General features: G+C 68.7%; 14 protein-coding genes and 1 tRNA gene. 14 read left to right on the top strand and 1 reads right to left on the bottom strand.

What is annotated here, in order from left to right; all coding sequences use genetic code 11:
• Nucleotides 1-227: 227 nt before the first annotated feature.
• The 9 genes from F5X71_RS31165 to F5X71_RS31120 all read left to right on the top strand — a co-directional run bounded on the left by F5X71_RS31165 (nt 228) and on the right by F5X71_RS31120 (nt 9,813).
• Nucleotides 228-1,745, top strand: a complete 1,518-nt coding sequence (locus tag F5X71_RS31165; RefSeq protein WP_167465214.1) for an ABC transporter substrate-binding protein — start codon at nt 228-230, stop codon at nt 1,743-1,745.
• Nucleotides 1,745-2,767: an ABC transporter permease gene (locus F5X71_RS31160; RefSeq protein WP_167465213.1), complete on the top strand. Its 1,023-nt coding sequence runs from the start codon at nt 1,745-1,747 to the stop codon at nt 2,765-2,767. Before F5X71_RS31165 ends, F5X71_RS31160 begins: the two co-directional genes overlap by 1 nt.
• Complete coding sequence (locus F5X71_RS31155) at nt 2,764-3,624, top strand: ABC transporter permease (protein WP_167465212.1); 861 nt, start codon at nt 2,764-2,766, stop codon at nt 3,622-3,624. The genes F5X71_RS31160 and F5X71_RS31155 overlap by 4 nt, the downstream gene beginning before the upstream one ends.
• Nucleotides 3,621-5,432 (top strand): ABC transporter ATP-binding protein, encoded by a 1,812-nt coding sequence (locus F5X71_RS37300; RefSeq protein ID WP_238815568.1) that lies wholly within the window; start codon nt 3,621-3,623, stop codon nt 5,430-5,432. The genes F5X71_RS31155 and F5X71_RS37300 overlap by 4 nt, the downstream gene beginning before the upstream one ends.
• Nucleotides 5,433-5,519: 87 nt before the next feature.
• A complete protein-coding gene (locus tag F5X71_RS31140) occupies nt 5,520-6,254 on the top strand; it encodes a lytic murein transglycosylase (RefSeq protein WP_167466879.1) in 735 nt (244 codons plus the stop codon).
• Between the two features lie 112 nt (nt 6,255-6,366).
• A complete protein-coding gene (gene eno, locus F5X71_RS31135; RefSeq protein ID WP_167465211.1) occupies nt 6,367-7,653 on the top strand; it encodes a phosphopyruvate hydratase in 1,287 nt (428 codons plus the stop codon).
• 17 nt (nt 7,654-7,670) lie between these two features.
• Entirely contained in the window at nt 7,671-8,339 is a 669-nt protein-coding gene (locus F5X71_RS31130; RefSeq protein ID WP_167465210.1) for an FtsB family cell division protein, read from the top strand.
• On the top strand, nt 8,336-8,869 hold the full coding sequence (locus F5X71_RS31125; protein ID WP_167465209.1) for a DUF501 domain-containing protein: 534 nt from the start codon (nt 8,336-8,338) through the stop codon (nt 8,867-8,869). Before F5X71_RS31130 ends, F5X71_RS31125 begins: the two co-directional genes overlap by 4 nt.
• Nucleotides 8,866-9,813 carry a Ppx/GppA phosphatase family protein gene (locus F5X71_RS31120; protein ID WP_167465208.1) on the top strand — a complete coding sequence of 316 codons (948 nt, stop codon included), beginning with the start codon at nt 8,866-8,868 and terminating at the stop codon, nt 9,811-9,813. The genes F5X71_RS31125 and F5X71_RS31120 overlap by 4 nt, the downstream gene beginning before the upstream one ends.
• 21 nt (nt 9,814-9,834) lie before the next feature.
• On the opposite strand, the gene F5X71_RS31115 is transcribed toward F5X71_RS31120, so the two are convergent.
• Nucleotides 9,835-10,293, bottom strand: coding sequence for an SRPBCC family protein (locus F5X71_RS31115; RefSeq protein ID WP_167465207.1), 459 nt, complete (start codon nt 10,291-10,293; stop codon nt 9,835-9,837).
• Nucleotides 10,294-10,569: 276 nt separating this feature from the next.
• On the opposite strand from F5X71_RS31115, the gene F5X71_RS31110 reads away from it, so the two are divergent.
• From F5X71_RS31110 to F5X71_RS31090, 5 genes are all read left to right on the top strand, one after another.
• Nucleotides 10,570-12,036 (top strand): peptide MFS transporter, encoded by a 1,467-nt coding sequence (locus F5X71_RS31110; protein ID WP_167465206.1) that lies wholly within the window; start codon nt 10,570-10,572, stop codon nt 12,034-12,036.
• 53 nt (nt 12,037-12,089) lie between these two features.
• Nucleotides 12,090-13,586 (top strand): amino acid permease, encoded by a 1,497-nt coding sequence (locus F5X71_RS31105; RefSeq protein WP_174817167.1) that lies wholly within the window; start codon nt 12,090-12,092, stop codon nt 13,584-13,586.
• Nucleotides 13,587-13,655: 69 nt separating this feature from the next.
• A complete protein-coding gene (locus F5X71_RS31100; RefSeq protein WP_167465205.1) occupies nt 13,656-14,573 on the top strand; it encodes a ribonuclease Z in 918 nt (305 codons plus the stop codon).
• 211 nt (nt 14,574-14,784) lie between these two features.
• Nucleotides 14,785-14,861: transfer RNA gene (locus F5X71_RS31095), tRNA-Leu, on the top strand.
• A gap of 862 nt (nt 14,862-15,723) precedes the next feature.
• Nucleotides 15,724-16,791 carry a hypothetical protein gene (locus F5X71_RS31090; RefSeq protein ID WP_167465204.1) on the top strand — a complete coding sequence of 356 codons (1,068 nt, stop codon included), beginning with the start codon at nt 15,724-15,726 and terminating at the stop codon, nt 16,789-16,791.
• Nucleotides 16,792-17,031: the final 240 nt, after the last annotated feature.

Here is a 17,031-nt window from a genome sequence, read left to right as displayed (position 1 = left end):
CACTCCGTTAAGCAAGGCTTACCTAAGCGAGTTGTCGAAAGATAGCAGAAGTCTATGGCCGCCGGGGTGAACTTCGGTTGCTGGTTCGGAACTGGGGATCGATCGGCCGATTCACTGCCACTGCGGCCGGGTATCGATGAGGGGTGGCAAGGTTTAGGCTAGCCTGTCCTCGCCCGTGTCCGCATTTTGTGCTAGGGCGCGGGGATCACGAGGAAGAAGGCAGCGCAATGGGATTGAACCGTAGGCAGCTGATCAGGTCCGGGCTCGGCGTAGGCGCGGTACTCTTCGTCGCCGCGTGCTCCGACGATCGCGACGGCACCGGATCGGCGCAGCGTGGCGGCACCCTGCGGGTCGGCGCCCTCGGTACCGCGGCGCGGATCGAACGCGACCCGCACGCCAACCTCAGCAACGACAGCGATTTCCTCATCACCTCCCTGGTGTACGACGCGCTGACCGTTCCCGGCGGCGATCCGAATGTGTTGCCGCGGTTGGCCACCGCGTGGGAGCCGGACGCGCAGCGCCGTCGCTGGACGTTCACCCTGGCCGACGGCGCCACCTTCCACGACGGCACACCGGTCACCGCCGAGGACGTGGTGTGGTCGCTGCAACGGCTGCGCACAGTCGGCGGCGCCTCGAAAATGCCTGCCGACGTGGCCGATATCGTGTCCGACGGCCCGAATCGGGTGGTGCTGGCCGTACCCGAGCCGAACACTCAGTTGCCGCTGCTGGTCCGGTTGATGACCTTCACGGTCAAAAAGGACACCACCGACTTCACCAAAGGCATTGGTACCGGGCCGTTCCGGCTCGAGTCCTACGACAACGGCAATGCCAGGCTGGTGCGCAACGAGCGCTGGCACGGCCCCGCGCCGCTGCTCGACGCTATCGAGGTCAGCATGTTCGAGAGCGTGACGGCGCTGGGCAACGCGGTGCTCGGCGGCCAGATCGACCTCGCGTCCAATGTCGGTGCCATCGCGGGCCGGACCGCCGAGGGGCGCGGCGACCTGAAGGTGGTGCGGCGCGCGAACGACACCATGCTCGGTGTGGCGATGCGCTGCTCGGACGGTCCCTTCGCCGATCCTCGGGTGCGCACCGCACTGCGGCTCGGGGTGGACCGCGACGCTCTGGTGTCGCAGGTGCACTCGGGGTACGGCACGGTGGCCAACGACATTCTCGGCACCGCCGACCCGGTCTACGACAGGTCCATCGCGCAGCGCGGGCGCGACCTCGAACGGGCGAAGACCCTGCTGCGGGAGGCCGCGTTCGACACCGGGCGCACCTATCCGCTGGTGACCAAGGCGGAGGCGCCCGGCGAGGTCGAGTCGGCGAAGGTCATCGCGACCCAGCTGGCCGAGATCGGCGTGCGCCTCGACGTGGTCACGCAGGAGTCCAACGCCTTCTACGACCAGACCTGGCTGAAGGCGCCGCTGTACACCGTTTCCTGGGGCACCAACGACTCGGCGTTGTTCTTCGCCAAGCAGTTGATGTCCAGCGGTTCCAATCGCAACGAGACCGACTTCAAGGACGCCGCGTTCGACGCCGCCACCGCGAAAGCCCTTTCCGCGCCGAGTGACTCGGAATACACCCAGGCCTGCCGGGAACTCCAGCAGATCGAGCACGATCGTGGCGGCTACCTGGTCTGGGGTATGGCCGACGGCATCGATATCGCCGCCGCCCGGGTCAACGGTCTGCCGACGCTCGGCGGCTTCGCCCGGGTGCAGCTGGAACGGGCCTGGTTGGCCGGGTGATGGCGTTCGCCAGCCTGTTCGCCCGCCTGTTCGCGCGCCGGGTCGTGCTGCTGATCGCGCTGCTCGCAACGGTTTTCGTGGTCGTCGACCTACTGCCGGGCAACACGGCGCGCGCGGTGCTCGGGCGGGAAGCGACACCGGAGCGGATCGCGGCGAAGGAACACGAGCTCGGCCTGGATCGGCCGCTGCCGCAACGCTTCTGGGACTGGATCGCGGGCGTGGCGACCGGCGACTTCGGGCACACCGCGCGCGGGCGCTCGATCAACGAGTTACTCGCCGACAAGTTCCCGCCGACGCTGCTGCTCGGCGGACTCGCGCTGGCGGTGACGGTGGTGGTGTCGCTGCTGCTCGGCGCGTGGTGGGCGGTGCGGCAGGAGGCGGCGCGCAATCCGTTGCGGTCGAGGGCGGCCGGGTCGAAGCACGGGCCGGGCGTGTCGCGGCGCGGTGCAGCGCTGTTGCGCCGCGCCGGTGCGCGGTCACTGCAACCGGCGACAACCATCGCCGCCGCGATACCGGAATTCGTCCTGGCGACACTGTTGATCCTGCTCTTCGCGCTGGCCCTCGGCTGGCTGCCCGCGGTGACCGTCACCGGGCGCTCCGGGTTTCCGGTGCGGGCCGACATGCTGGTGCTGCCGGTGCTCGCGCTGGCCATTCCCCAGATCGGCTGGAACACCAGGGTGGTGCGGGCCGCGCTGGTCGACGCGGCGCGCGCACCGCACGTGGAAAGTGCTGTGCTGGACGGGATCGGCACCAGAGCGGTGCTGCTGCGGCATGTACTGCCGTTCGCCCTGCCGACGATCGTGGCGAGCTTCGCGACCACCGTCGGCATGGTGCTCGGCGGTGCGCTCGTGGTCGAGACCATTTTCAACTATCCGGGCCTCGGCGCCGTGCTGGCCGGCTCGGTCGCCGACCGCGATGTGTCGGTGGTGGCCGCGGTGGTCGCGTTGTCCGGGGTGGTCATCATGTGCGTGCTCGCGGTCGCCGACGCGATCCGCGCCTGGTCGTTGCGGGGGAGTCGATGAAAAGGACGATCGCGGCGAACATTTCCGGCGACCGAGCCGCCGAACCGGTCGCCACGCGCCCGCGCCGGGTGAACCTGCCGCGGTTGCTCGCCGTGCTGCCCGCGGTGCTGGTGTCGGTGCTCGCGGTGCTGGGACCGAGCTTCGCGCCGCACGCCGCGCAGGCTCCCGTGGGCATCCCGTTCGGCGATCCGAGCGCCGACGCCTGGCTCGGCACCGATCGGATCGGCCGCGATGTGCTGAGCCAATTGCTGTACGGCGGTTGGGGTCTGCTGCTGCTCGCCACCGTGATCGCGGTCGCCGTGACCGGATTGTCGTGCGTGCTCGGCACGGTGGCCGCCCTGCGCCCCCGGATCGGCACGCTGATCGAACGCGCCACCGATTTCGTCATGCTGCTGCCCGCTGTGCTCGGCATCCTGCTCGTATTGACCTCGTGGCCGGACGCGGGCGCCTACGGGCTGCTCGTCGTCGCGCTGCTGTTCGGCACCCCCTACTGCGCACGGGTTTTCGCCGCCGCGGCCGCCGGTGTCGCCGCGTCCGGCTATGTCGAGGCCGCGCGGGCCAGCGGGGAGACGCTGTGGCACTTGGTGTTCCGTGAGGTCGTGCCGAACCTGCGCGAGGTGCTCGCCGCGCAGCTCGGGCTGCGCTTCGTCGAGGCCGTCTACCTCGTCAGCACCGCCTCGTTCCTGCAGCTGCCCACCACCCTCGGCGCGAGCAACTGGTCGGTGATGGTGCGCGAGAACGCCGGCGGCATGCTGCTGAATCCCTGGTCCGTGCTCGCGCCGAGCCTCGCGATCGCGATCGTCGCGGTGAGCGTCAACCTGGCCGTGTCGGCCTTCGGTAAGGGGCAGGACGCATGAACGTCGAAGCGCGGCACGGTAACGCGGTGGTGGTGTCGGCGGAACCGACCGCGGTGCGGCGTCCGCCGGTGGTGGTCGACGCCCTTGCGGTGCGGGGTTCGAACGGGCAGGAGTTGTTCGGGCCGCTTGATTTTCGTATCGCTGCGGGCACCGTCACGGCGCTGACCGGGCCGTCCGGTGCCGGAAAGACCACCTTGATGCGGGCGCTGCTCGGCGATCTGCCGCGCGGCGCCACCCGGTCGGGCTCGGTGGTCGTCGCCGATCATGACGTGTTCGCGTTGGACAACGCCGCGCTGCAACGGTTCCGGCGGACGCACGTGGCCTACGTCGGCCAGGATCCGGGCTCCGCGCTCAATCCGCTGATGCGCGTGCACGCCCTGCTGCGCGAGGTGGCCGCGCACGCCACCAGGGACACCCTTGTCCAAACGCTGGAACTGGTCGGCCTGTCGGCGGCCCACCTGCGCCGCAGGCCCGCCGAGCTCTCCGGCGGCCAACAGCGCCGAATCGCACTGGCCCGCGCCCTGATCCGCCGCACCGGCGTGCTCGTCCTCGACGAACCGCTCGCCGGCCTGCACGGAGCCCTGCGCACCGACATCGCCCGCCTACTGACCGAGGTCGCCACCACCCATCGCACCGCCATCCTCCTCTCCGGCCACGACACCGCCACCATTCACGCGATAGCCGACCAATCGATCGAACTCGGCACCTTCACCGTCGCACCCCTGCTCCCTGCCCGAACAACCGTCGGCCAGGCCGCGGACGACCTTGCCGATGGCGATCTCGCGAATGCGTCGGCGGTCACCGACCTCGAGGACGCCTTTGCCCGGCGCGCTTTGGGCGGTGGCGACGCCGCGGCCGCGGACACCGAGGCCGAACCGCCGGGACGTAGTGCCGAGCAGCGCGCCGGCGGCGCTGCGGAACAGATCGGGTACGCGGGGCCGAAGCAAGCGCCGGTCGACGTGATCAGCGATGGCCCCGAACATGTTGTCGCCGAGGATCATTCGCCGGGTGCGGGTGCTCTGGTCGAGGTCCGCGCGGGCGCTCTGCCGGAACACGAGCAGCCGGAGGGCACACCGTTGTTGCTGCGTGGCAACGGGATCGCGGCCTCGATAGCGGGGCGGGAGGTGCTGGCGGGGATCGAGGTGGAGTTGGCGGCCGGGTCGGCGCTCGCCGTGGTGGGGGCCTCGGGCGCCGGGAAGACCACGCTGGCGCGGGTGATCGCGGGGCTGCACCGTAGCGCGACGGGGACGCTCGAGCTGCGCGGTGCGGCGCTGCCGCTCGCGCAGGGCGCGCGCAAATCACTTGGTAGCAAGGGTATTCAGCTCGTGACCCAGAATCCGCGCTCGGCGCTGAATCCGCGGCGCACGGTCGCGCAGACCCTGGGCAGGCCGCTGCGCCGCATCGGCGGTGTGCCGAGACGTCAGGTGGCACAGCATGTCACGGTATTGCTGGCCGCGGTGGAATTGGCGCCGGAACTGGCGAGTCGCTACCCCCATCAGCTCTCCGGTGGCCAGCGCCAACGTGTCGCGGTCGCCCGCGCCCTTGCGGCCGAGCCCGCGGTGCTGATCTGTGACGAGGTCACCTCGGCGCTGGATCACGCGACCGCGGCCTCGCTCATGGCGCTGCTGGATCGCCTCCGTGCCGAGCGCGCCATGGGGCTCCTGGTCATCAGCCACGACATGGCCTTGGTCGCCGCGCACTGCCCGCGCCTGGTGGTGCTCGACCACGGGCGAATCGTCGAGTCCGGCGCGACGGACATCGTCCTGGCCGCGCCGGACCATCCCGCGACACGAGACCTGCTGCGCTGAGCGGCTTGCGTGCGCAACGCACGGAGGTATCCGTGCCGAAGCGTGACGACCAGGCAATTCCTCGACTTGCGCGGCCGGATCTGGATGATGGATGGGGTGCTCCTGAAGAAAACCGGCGCTGTGGTCGCCGCCATGGTGACCCTCGTGCTCGCCGGTTGTGGGATCGATCGTGATCTCCCCCCGATCCCCGAGGGCATCCCGCCCGGCCCCGGCACCCCGCTACCCGTGATCGATCTCGACGGTCCCGGCCGCACCGCACTGCAATTGCGCGGGTGGGCCGAGGACCAGGCCGACCGGATGTCGATTCCGCCGGTCGCGCTGGAGGCCTACGGTTACGCGGCGGCGGTGCTCGCGCGGTCGAAGCCGGAGTGCGGCATCGCCTGGACCACACTGGCAGGCATCGCGAGCGTGGAGAGCAAGCACGGCACCTATCGCGGTTCGCACATCGACGCCGATGGCGTGGTGCGGCCGCCGATCATCGGCATCCCGCTGGACGGCAAACCCGGTGTCGCCCTGGTCAAGGACACCGACGGCGGCAAGATGGACGGTGATCCGGAGTTCGATCGCGCGATCGGCCCGCTGCAGTTCATCCCGGAGACCTGGCAGCGCTGGGGTGTCGACGCCAACGGCGACGGGGTGGCCGACCCGCAGAACATCGACGACGCGGCGCTCACCGCTGCCCGCTATCTCTGCGTCAGCGGCGGCGATCTCACCTCCGAGCACGGCTGGCAGCAGGCGCTGCTCACCTACAACCAGTCCACCAGCTATCTGCACACCGTGCGCGACCGGGCCGCGGCCTACAGCGTCGGCCGACGGGTGTGACCTCGCCCATCGGAGTGCCGGTTACCCGCCCCGCGCGCTGGGCGCTAGGCTCGCAGCGCACGGCAATTCCCGTGAGACCTACCGTGCCTGCAGCCGAAGGAGTGTCGTTTTCGTGGCCATCATCGAACAGGTCGGAGCTCGTGAGATCCTCGATTCTCGCGGAAACCCCACTGTCGAGGTCGAGATCGCCCTCGACGACGGCACCTTGACCAGGGCGGCGGTCCCCTCCGGCGCGTCCACCGGCGAGCACGAGGCCGTAGAGCTGCGTGACGGCGGCGATCGCTACGGCGGCAAGGGCGTGCGCAAGGCCGTCGAGGGTGTGCTCGACGAGATCGCGCCCGCGGTGATCGGCTTGGACGCGGTCGAGCAGCGCACCGTGGATCAGGTCCTGCTGGACCTGGACGGCACCCCGGACAAGTCCCGCCTCGGCGCGAACGCGCTGCTCGGGGTCTCGCTCGCGGTGGCCCGTGCCGCCGCCGAGTCCTCGGGGCTGGAGCTGTTCCGCTACCTCGGTGGCCCGAACGCGCATGTGCTCCCGGTGCCGATGATGAACATCCTCAACGGTGGCGCGCACGCCGACACCAGTGTCGATGTGCAGGAATTCATGGTCGCCCCGATCGGCGCGCCCACCTTCAAGGAGGCGCTGCGCTGGGGTGCCGAGGTGTACCACGCGCTCAAGGCCGAGCTGAAGGCGAAGGGCCTGTCCACCGGTCTCGGCGACGAGGGCGGTTTCGCCCCCGACGTGGCGGGCACCAGGGAGGCGCTCGACCTGATCAGCTCCGCGATCGGCAAGACCGGCCTCAAGCTCGGCACCGACGTGGCGCTGGCGCTCGACGTCGCCGCCACCGAGTTCTACACCGCGGGTAGCGGTTACAAGTTCGAGGGCGGCGTGCGCACCGCCGCCGAGATGACCGCCTTCTACGCGGAACTGCTCGGCGCCTACCCGCTGGTCTCCATCGAAGACCCGCTCTCGGAAGACGATTGGGACGGCTGGGTCGCGCTCACCGACGAGATCGGCGACAAGATCCAGATCGTCGGCGACGACCTGTTCGTCACCAACCCCGAGCGCCTCGAGGAGGGCATCGCCCGCGGCGCCGCGAACGCGCTGCTGGTCAAGGTGAACCAGATCGGCACGCTCACCGAGACGTTGGACGCGGTGGAGCTCGCGCACCGCAACAACTACAAGACCATGATGAGCCACCGTTCCGGCGAGACCGAGGACACCACGATCGCCGATCTCGCCGTCGCGGTCGGCAGCGGTCAGATCAAGACCGGTGCGCCCGCGCGCAGCGAGCGGGTCGCCAAGTACAACCAGCTGTTGCGTATCGAGGATGCGCTGGGCGATTCGGCCCGCTACGCCGGGGACGCCGCGTTCCCGCGTTTCGCCTTCGAGGGTTAGTCACACAGGGGTTCGCTATGACGGAGCGACGTGCGCGTGGAACCAGTCCAGCCGGGCGTGGGGACCGCCGCACGTCGCGTGCCGCCCGCTCGCGGCCCAAGGCCGGGTCCGACACCGAGACGGCGGCCCGGCCCGCCGCGGCCAAGCGGGCTGCCCGCAGGCGGTCCGAGGACAAGAAGGCCACGCCGAAAAAGGTGGCCGCCCGCGGCGCCGAGCACGGCTCGGACAAACACGAGCGCACCATACTCGGCCTGTCCACCGGCAAGGCGGTGGTGCTGGCCATCGTGGTGTGCGCGCTGGCGCTGACCCTGGCCGTGCCGATGCGCACGTACTTCACCCAGCGGGCCGAGGCCGCCCAATTGGCGCAGCAGCGCAGGGAATTGGAGGCCGACCTGGCGCGGCTGCGCGATCGCCGGGCCCAGCAGCAGGATCCGGCCTATATCCGGTCCGAGGCCCGCGACCGGCTGCGCCTGGTGATGCCCGGCGAGACCCCCTACATCGTGCAGGTGCCCGGCATGGAGGCCGCCGCACCGCCGACCGCGGTGACCAAGTCCAGGGAACCCGATCCCTGGTACACCGAACTGTGGCACAGCATTTCCGAACCACAACCCACTCCCGACGCGACCACCACGCCCGTGCCGGAACCACCCGCCGCGCCCCCGCCAGGACCGGAAGGACCCAGGTGACACCGAACGACCAGGATCTCGCGATCATCGCCAAGCAGTTGGGCCGCGAACCGCGCGGCGTGCTCGCGGTGGCCTATCGCACCCCGGACGGGATCCCGGCCGTCGTGAAAACCGCGCCGCGGCTGCCCGACGGCACGCCCTTTCCCACCCTGTACTACCTGACCGATCCGCGGCTCACCGCAGAGGCGAGCAGGCAGGAGTCGGCGGGCGTGATGCGCGAGATGACCGAACGCCTCGGCAGCGACCCGGCTTTGGCCGCCGCCTACCGCGCCGCGCACGAAAGCTATCTGGCCGAGCGCGACGAGATCGAGTCGCTCGGCACCGATTTCACCGGCGGCGGCATGCCGGAGCGAGTGAAATGCCTGCACGTGCTGATCGCGCACGCGCTGGCCAAGGGGCCGGGCGTGAACCCGTTCGGCGACGAGGCGGTGGCGCTGGCCGCCGACAATGGATTGCGCGGCACCGCGATTCCGGCCGACTGGCCGAAGTACGAGCGTGCCGGCAGCCAGGAAGACGGGGCGCGAGCATGAGCGATCGGGTAGCCGCTGTCGATTGCGGCACCAACTCCATCCGGCTGTTGATCGCCGATGTGCTCGGCGACGGACGGCTGGCCGACGTGCATCGCGAGATGCGCATCGTGCGGCTCGGGCAGGGCGTCGACGCGACCGGTTCGCTCGCGCCGGAGGCGATCGAACGCACCAGGGTCGCGCTGGCCGACTATGCGACGCTGATGCGCGAGGCGGGTGTCGGCCGGGTTCGCATGGTGGCCACCTCCGCGACCAGGGACGCGGCGAACCGGGAAGACTTCTTCGCGATGGCGCGGGCCGAACTCGGCACCGTGGTGCCGGGTGCGCAGGCCGAGGTGATCACCGGCGACGAGGAGGCGCGGTTGTCGTTCCGCGGCGCCATCGGTGAACTCGACAGCGCCGCAGGGCCTTTCGTGGTTGTCGATCTCGGCGGCGGTTCGACCGAGCTGGTGTTCGGCGACAGCACGGGCGTGCGGGCGGCGTTCTCGGCTGATATCGGCTGCGTGCGGATCACCGAACGCTGCCTGCCCGGCAACCCGCCCACCGCCGAACAGGTCGCCGCGGCAAGGGAATTCGCCACCGAACGGCTGACCGAGGCCTTCGCGCGGGTGCCGGTCGATGGCGCGCACACCTGGGTCGGGGTCGCGGGCACCATGACCACCATTGCCGCCGTCGCGCTCGATCTGCCCGAATACGACTCGGAGCGAGTGCATCTCACCCGCCTCGGTGCGAGCGACCTGCGCGCGGTGTGCGATCGGCTGATCGCCATGACGCACGACGAGCGCGCCGCCCTCGGCCCCATGCACCCGGGCCGGGTCGACGTGATCGGCGGCGGCGCCGTCATCGCCGAGGTGCTCGCCGACGAACTGTCCCGCCGCGCGGGCATTTCCGAGCTCGTGGTCAGCGAGCACGACATCCTCGACGGGATCGCCCTCTCGATCGCCTGACCGTTCCGATCGCGAATGCGCCTAGGTCTTTCGGTCGCTCTCGCGCGCCCGGCCGGCCACCAGATCGGCGAGGCGCGACAGTGACTCCTTGTTGCGCATGGCCAGTGCCAGTTCCTGCACCGTGGCGGGGATCAACGCGGCCGGGCCGCTGATCGCTCGTTCGGCCATGGTGATCCGGGTGCGCCGCGCACCGATCTCGGTGAGCTCCAACCGGATCCAGGCCGAGCCGGCCGGCCACAGCCTGGCCTCCAGCTCGATCATCCGCGGCGGATCGACCTCGCGAACCTTTGTGGTGTCGGACAGGTTCAGCGGCCACGGACCGACGCTGTGATGGATCCGGGTGCCGACCTTCGGCCAGCCCGGATCGACATCGCGAATATGCGAGGCGCCGACCACCCAGAGTGGGTACAGCCAACCGTCGGCCAGTACCGCGAACGTGTCCTCGGCAGAGGCGGACACCGTGATCTCGACAGGATCCATCGCAACGTCACTTTCGTCGTCGGGCGGGCCGGGCGCTGCTCGCCATCGTGCCCCGCTGGTTCCGGCATGCCCAGTGTCTGAGGCCGAAAACGGCGGCGGGCCGGGCCCGCGACTTCAGGGGATCTACTATCAGAATGTGCTGCGATTCTGATCATTGCAGGATTCGGCGATACAAATTCGGCATAACACGGCGACGACACCTCGATGTTCGACTGGGGAAGGTTAATTTCGTGTGTGGATGCCCACAATTCGCCGCAAACATGGGATGGTCGGAGGATGTCGGAAGCAACAACCGCCGAACAGGTGACCCCGGGACGAACAGTCTTCGGTCACCCGATCGGCTTGACGAACTTGTTCGGCGTGGAGCTCTGGGAGCGATTCTCCTACTACGGGATGGTCACCATCCTCGGCTATTACCTGTACTACTCCACGACAGAGGGCGGACTCGGACTCGAGAAAAGCACCGGAGTAGGCATCGTCGGCGCCTACGGCGGCCTCGTCTACCTGTCCACGGTGCTCGGTGGCTGGATCGCAGACCGGGTCCTCGGTATGGAGCGCACGGTCTTCTACGGCGGCGTCGTGGTGGTGGCGGGGCACCTCGCCCTGGCGGTGCTGCCGGGACTGACCGGCGTCGGGGTCGGCCTGGTACTGGTCGCGCTGGGTAGCGGCGCGCTGAAAGCCAACGCCTCGTCCCTGCTCGGCACCCTGTATCCGAAGGGCGACGCGCGGGCCGACGGTGGATTCACGCTGTTCTACCTCGGCATCAATCTCGGTGCGTTCATCGGCCCGCTGCTCACCGGCCTGCTGCAGACGCGGCTGGGCTTCCACTACGGATTCGGTGCCGCCGCGATCGGCATGACCCTTGGCCTGGCCCAGTACGTGGTCTTCCGGCGCAATCTCGGCACGCACGGGCGCGAGGTGCCGAACCCGTTGCCGCGCACCGCGATCGGTCCGGTGCTCGGCCTGGTCGCGGCGGCCGGGGCGCTCGTCGCCGTCGCGTGGGCGATCGGCCTGGTGACCCTGGACAACCTGCCGGACGCGACCACCATCGTGATCGCCGTTGCCTCGGTCATCTACTTCGTGGTCATGCTGACCAACGCCAAGGTGACGCCGATCGAACGCAGCCGGGTGCGCGCGTTCATCCCGCTGTTCATCGCCAACGCGGTGTTCTGGTCGCTGTTCCAGCAGATCTTCACGGTGCTCGCGGTGTACTCCGACGAACGGATGAACTGGAACATCTTCGGCTGGACCGCCCCGTCCAACTGGATCGGTTCGGTCGAGCCGGTCTGGGTCATCACCCTGTCGCCGCTGTTCGCCATCCTGTGGACCAAGCTCGGTTCGCGCGCCCCGAGCACGCCGCGCAAGTTCGCGTTCGGCGTGATCGGCATGGGCCTGGCGTTCCTGTTGTTCGTGCCGCTGGCCGGCTTCAGCGGCGCGACGGTGCCCGCGCTGCTCGTGCTCGTCGTGATGGGCGGTTTCGCCGTCTCGGAGCTGCTGCTCTCGCCGATCGGTCTTGCAGTCACCACCCAGCTTGCGCCGGAAGCTTTCCGGGCACAGATGATGGCGCTGTACTTTTTCTCGGTTGGCATCGGTACCTCGATGTCGGGTACTTTGGCTCGGTTCTATGACCAAGACCACGAAATCGCCTACTTCGGCATCATCGGCGCCGTAGCGGTGTGCGCCGGAGTGGTCGTGGCCGCGATCGCACCGAGGATCAGCAAGCACATGGCAGGCGTGCACTAACCCCGACCGGCCATAGAACCAGCTAGACCGTAAGACCAGAGTGAGGAGAACGTGTGGCGATCCGCGAGCCGGACGACGCAATCGGACAGCAGACCAGATGGGGCGGTCTGTTCCGGACGAAATCCGTCGAACAGTCGATCAGGGACACCGACGAGCCCGACTCCAAGCTCCGCAAGGACCTGACCGCATGGGACCTGACGGTCTTCGGCGTCGCGGTGGTGATCGGCGCGGGCATCTTCACGCTCACCGCGCGCACCGCGGGCAATGTCGCCGGGCCGTCGGTGTCGCTGGCGTTCGTCTTCGCGGCGATCGCCTGCGGGCTCACCGCGCTCTGCTACGCGGAGTTCGCCTCGACGGTTCCGGTGGCGGGCAGCGCGTACACGTTCTCCTACGCCACTTTTGGTGAGCTCGTCGCCTGGATCATCGGCTGGGACCTGATCCTGGAGTTCGCGCTCGCCACCTCCGTGGTGGCCAAGGGCTGGTCGCAGTACCTCGGCGAGGTGATGGGCACGACGCCGATCCTGCACATCGGCTCGGTGTCGTTCGACTGGGGCGCGGTGCTGCTGATCGCGGTGCTCGGCGTGCTGCTCGCCACCGGGACCAAGGTGTCCTCGCGGGTCTCGGCGGTGGCGGTGGCGATCAAGCTGAGCGTGATCGCGCTGGTGCTGATCGTCGGTATCACCTACTTCAAGTCGGAGAACCTGACGCCGTACGTGCCGCCGTCGCAGCCGGGTGCGGAGGGCGAGGGCCTGCGCCAGTCGCTGTTCTCCTACCTGACCGGCGCCGGGCACAGCACGTTCGGCTGGTACGGCCTGCTCGCCGCGGCCAGCCTGGTGTTCTTCGCGTTCATCGGCTTCGACGTGGTCGCCACGACCGCGGAAGAGACCAAGAACCCGCAGAAGGCGGTGCCGCGCGGCATCCTCGGCTCGCTGCTGATCGTCACCATCCTCTACGTCGCGGTCTCGCTTGTGCTCACCGGCATGGTGCCCTACACCGAGCTCGCCGGTGACAACGCCACGCTGGCAACGGCTTTCGCGATCCACGGCGATACCTGGGTGAAGAACATCATCTCGATCGGCGCGCTGGCCGGCCTCACCACCGTGGTGATGGTGATGTTCCTCGGCCAGACCCGAGTGCTGTTCGCGATGTCGCGCGACGGGCTGATGCCGCGCAAGCTGGCGCACACCGGCGGCAAGGGCACGCCGGTGCGGATCACCGCGATCGTCGGCGTTGTCTGCGCGGTGCTCGCCGGGTTCGTCGACTTCGGCACGCTGGAGGAAATGGTCAACATCGGCACGCTGTTCGCCTTCGTGCTGGTCTCCATCGGCGTGCTCGTGCTGCGTCGCACCCGGCCCGACCTGCCGCGTGGTTTCCGCGTTCCGCTGGTTCCGGTGATCCCGGTGCTCGCCGTGCTGGCCTGCTTCTGGCTGATGCTGAACCTGTCCGTGGAGACCTGGTTGCGGTTCGTCATCTGGATGGCATTGGGCTTCGTCATCTACTTCGCCTACAGCCGCAGGCACTCCCTGCTCGGCAAGGAACCGGTCGAGTAGTTCGTGTGGTGGCACGGACGCCTCGCGCCCGTGCCACCCGCACGACTCGAAACCAGTAGCGTGGCACGGGTGTCGCAGCGGGAGCTCGTAGTGCTCGGTACCGCCAGCCAGGTACCGACGAAGCAGCGCAACCACAACGGATATCTGCTGCGCTGGGACGACGAAGGCGTGCTGTTCGATCCGGGCGAGGGCACGCAGCGGCAGATGACCTACGCCGGCGTCTCGGCCACCGACATCACCAGGATCGCGATCACCCATTTCCACGGGGACCACAGCCTCGGGCTGGCCGGGGTGGTGCAGCGGATCAATCTCGACAAGGTGCCGCACCCGGTGGACGTGTGCTTCCCGGCCTCCGGCCTCGACTATTACGACCGCCTGGTCAACGCCACCTCCTACTTTCACCGGGCCGAACTGCGCCCGCGTCCGATCGAGCGCGCCGGCGCCGTGGACTTTCCCGACGCGCCGTTCACCGTCTCGGCCGTGCCGCTCGCCCACCCCGTCGACACCTTCGGCTACCGGCTCACCGAACCGGACGGCCGTCGCATCCTGCCCGATCGGCTGCTCCACTTCGGCCTGCGCGGTCCGGTCATCGCTCAGTTGCAGCAGCGGGGCAGCATCGAATTGTCCGACCGCACCATCACTCTCGACGAGGTCAGCGAGCCGCGGCGCGGTCAGCGCTTCGCCTTCGTGATGGACACCGGGCTCTGCGACGGCGTCCACGAACTCGCGGCCGACACCGACCTGCTCGTCATCGAGGCCACCTTCCTCGACGCCGAGGCGCGGCTCGCCGCCGAATACGGTCACCTCACCGCGGGCCAAGCCGCGCGCGTCGCCGCCGCGGCAGGCACGCACACTCTCGTGCTCACCCACTTTTCCCAGCGCTACCGCGACCTGTCGGTCCATCTCGCTGAAGCCCGCGCCCACTTCACCGGCCCGATCCACATCGCCACCGATCTCACCCGCATCCCCTTACCCCCGCGGCGATAAGCCCACTGGACAGCGCCCCCGCCGCCGTCCCCACTCGCCGCTCGGCCGCCACCCCGCCCAAACCGGTTCGCGACCATGCGATTTCAGAGCAACCGGTCGGCACGACATTGGTCAACTGCCCGACTTCCCCACTCCCATATACGACACATTGCCCATCTTCAACCCTCAGAATTCCGGTACAACCGTACGACTCGGTAGTCTGTCCCGGACGGCCCCCATAGCCCAATTGGCAGAGGCAGCGGACTTAAAATCCGCCAAGTGTCGGTTCGAGTCCGACTGGGGGCACCACGAACCCGCAGGTGAAGAGCCTTCTTCTGCGTCGTCGGCCTGGTCAGCGCGGTTATCGGGTTCGCACTGAGTCCGCGACAGGCTGATTCTGGTGCCAGCGTCTGTGGTGGGCCCATAGGAGTATGAATGAGCTGTCGGTAGTCCTGCTCGTCGAGGTGCCGGACCGCTGCCGTGGTACAGGTCCGAACCGAGGCCGTGGTCGGGCCGACAGTGGGATATTCATCGTGGCCCAGGGGGCGCGGAAATCGGCGCACCCGCACAATGACTATGCGACCGTGCCCTTCGAATTCAGCTCAGCTCGGCAGTCCGTCGCGGAAGGCGGCCGTTCCTATTCGCCGGAGTTGCCGGACGCGACCGTGTGCTGGTTCATGGCAACGGGTCGGGTCGCCGTGGGGTACGCGGCGATACCTTAGCGCCGGAGTTTCGCGTTGCTGAAGAGTGGGGGTTCGCACAACTGCGGCCTGGCCAAATCCCCGGCAAGAGAACAGGAATCGGCGGCCGAGTTGGCGCTGATCGTCTGGGCGTGCCGAATCCGGCCGCGTGCGGTGGGCGGATTCGTCGCTGCCTCAGCGAGGAAAAGTAACCCATCAGTTGTGTCGTGACACCGATTCTTGTTGCTCGATTTCGCGAAACGCGCAAGCCTCCGATGAACGCGCCGATCCGGCCGGGAGCGGGTAAAAGTGTTCCGTCGCTTTGTATTACATGGAATCCGCGGAGCGTACTGTGGCGAACGGGTTAGTCGGGCGCGATCGACCGCGGACTCGGTTCGCGGGCGCGAGCCGGTGACACGGCGAACGTTTACATACCGGGGCGGGTGATATGCGACACTGGCGCTGTGCAGCCTAAGCGTAGGATTCACTTCGTGGGCAGCTTGCCCACTCAGTTGGACAGTCCAGAGAAGGCGATGGCGTTCGCTGTCGATACCGCAGGCGAATTCCTGGACGGCATGGTCCCGGGCGGTGAAGCGGATCCATATCGCGCCCAATGGTATGTCAGACCCATCATCGATCGGCTCGGCAAGTTCCCGGCGCTGGCACCCGTGCGTCGCGGTGATTGGTCGACGCTGCGGTCCAGGGACACGTTCCGGCTGCGGGAGGGCCGGGCGCTTGCCGAGGCTGATCTCGACGCCGCGCTCGGATACGCGCAGGAGGCGGTGCGTGCCGGGGAAGCGTTGGCCGACATGCGTCGAACCGATCCCGGACTTCGGTTGCAAGTAGGCATTCCGACGCCCTTTGTCATCGGCTTCATCGCCTTCGAGGCGCGGATGCTCACGCCGCGCCGCCGCTCCGGCAGCCGTGGGGACCGAGCCTTCCCCTATTATCGCCCGATCTTCGACGCCACTGTCCGGGAGATCGTCCGCATCGATGCGGCGTTGCGGGACAACGTCGTATTCCAATTGGAACTGGCGGCGGAGACGCTCCTCTGTGCGGGGGCGCCCCCCTTTCTGCGGCGCCGCTTGGCCAACGCGGTGGGACGGGCGATCGGACGTCTCGTCGCACGGGCACCGCATGATTCCCATTTCGGTGTGCACCTGTGCTTCGGGAGCCTCGAGGGCAAGCCGGTCGTGGCGCCGAGGTCCGCGGCCGCGGTCGTCGCGCTGGCCAACGCGATAGCGCGATACTGGCCCGCGGGCAGGCATCTCGATTTCATCCACATGCCCATCGGCGACGGCAAGCAGGCGCCGGTTCGGTCGCGGTACTACGCACCCATGGCGCGCCTCGAATTGCCTGCCACCACGCGTGTTATCGCCGGGCTCGCACATCCGACGCAGCCGCTCGCGCAAGCGCGACAGAGTCTGGCGGCGGCGGAGGCGGCCTACGGCGGTACGTTGGACGTCGCGGCCCCCTGCGGTCTAGGCCGCTATACAACCATCGAAGCCGCGCGGTCCGCGGTAGCGCACGCGGTCGCCCTGGCCGAAACGGACTCGTGAGCGGCGCAACCGAGGCGAACGCGCGAAACTGCGGTCGGCACCGTACCCGGCAGCGGCACTCCCGCTCGATCATCGCGTGGTAAGCGTCGTCAACAGGGCTGTCGACAGTGGCACACGAACGCCGGTAGCGGCGAACTCTTCGTCGCGCCGGGCGCACGGCGAGCCTGGCCGGCGCCAGAACTGGGGAGTAGATGCTGGTCGCTTCGGCGTAGAGTATTGGATTGTGTTGTGTCGGAGCAT

Origin of the sequence: Nocardia brasiliensis, assembly GCF_011801125.1 — a bacterium.
Lineage (GTDB): Bacteria > Actinomycetota > Actinomycetes > Mycobacteriales > Mycobacteriaceae > Nocardia > Nocardia brasiliensis_C.
Note: the sequence above shows the minus strand (reverse complement) of the source record. Positions and strands in the feature narration are given on the sequence as shown.

Coding starts and splice junctions, on each gene's coding strand:
- F5X71_RS31120 (WP_167465208.1), top strand. CDS start 8,866: ATGAGCGATCGGGTAGCCGCTGTCGATTGCGGCACCAACTCCATCCGG.
- F5X71_RS37300 (WP_238815568.1), top strand. CDS start 3,621: ATGAACGTCGAAGCGCGGCACGGTAACGCGGTGGTGGTGTCGGCGGAA.
- F5X71_RS31160 (WP_167465213.1), top strand. CDS start 1,745: ATGGCGTTCGCCAGCCTGTTCGCCCGCCTGTTCGCGCGCCGGGTCGTG.
- F5X71_RS31130 (WP_167465210.1), top strand. CDS start 7,671: ATGACGGAGCGACGTGCGCGTGGAACCAGTCCAGCCGGGCGTGGGGAC.
- F5X71_RS31155 (WP_167465212.1), top strand. CDS start 2,764: ATGAAAAGGACGATCGCGGCGAACATTTCCGGCGACCGAGCCGCCGAA.
- F5X71_RS31110 (WP_167465206.1), top strand. CDS start 10,570: ATGTCGGAAGCAACAACCGCCGAACAGGTGACCCCGGGACGAACAGTC.
- F5X71_RS31115 (WP_167465207.1), bottom strand. CDS start 10,293: ATGGATCCTGTCGAGATCACGGTGTCCGCCTCTGCCGAGGACACGTTC.
- F5X71_RS31165 (WP_167465214.1), top strand. CDS start 228: ATGGGATTGAACCGTAGGCAGCTGATCAGGTCCGGGCTCGGCGTAGGC.
- F5X71_RS31140 (WP_167466879.1), top strand. CDS start 5,520: ATGGATGGGGTGCTCCTGAAGAAAACCGGCGCTGTGGTCGCCGCCATG.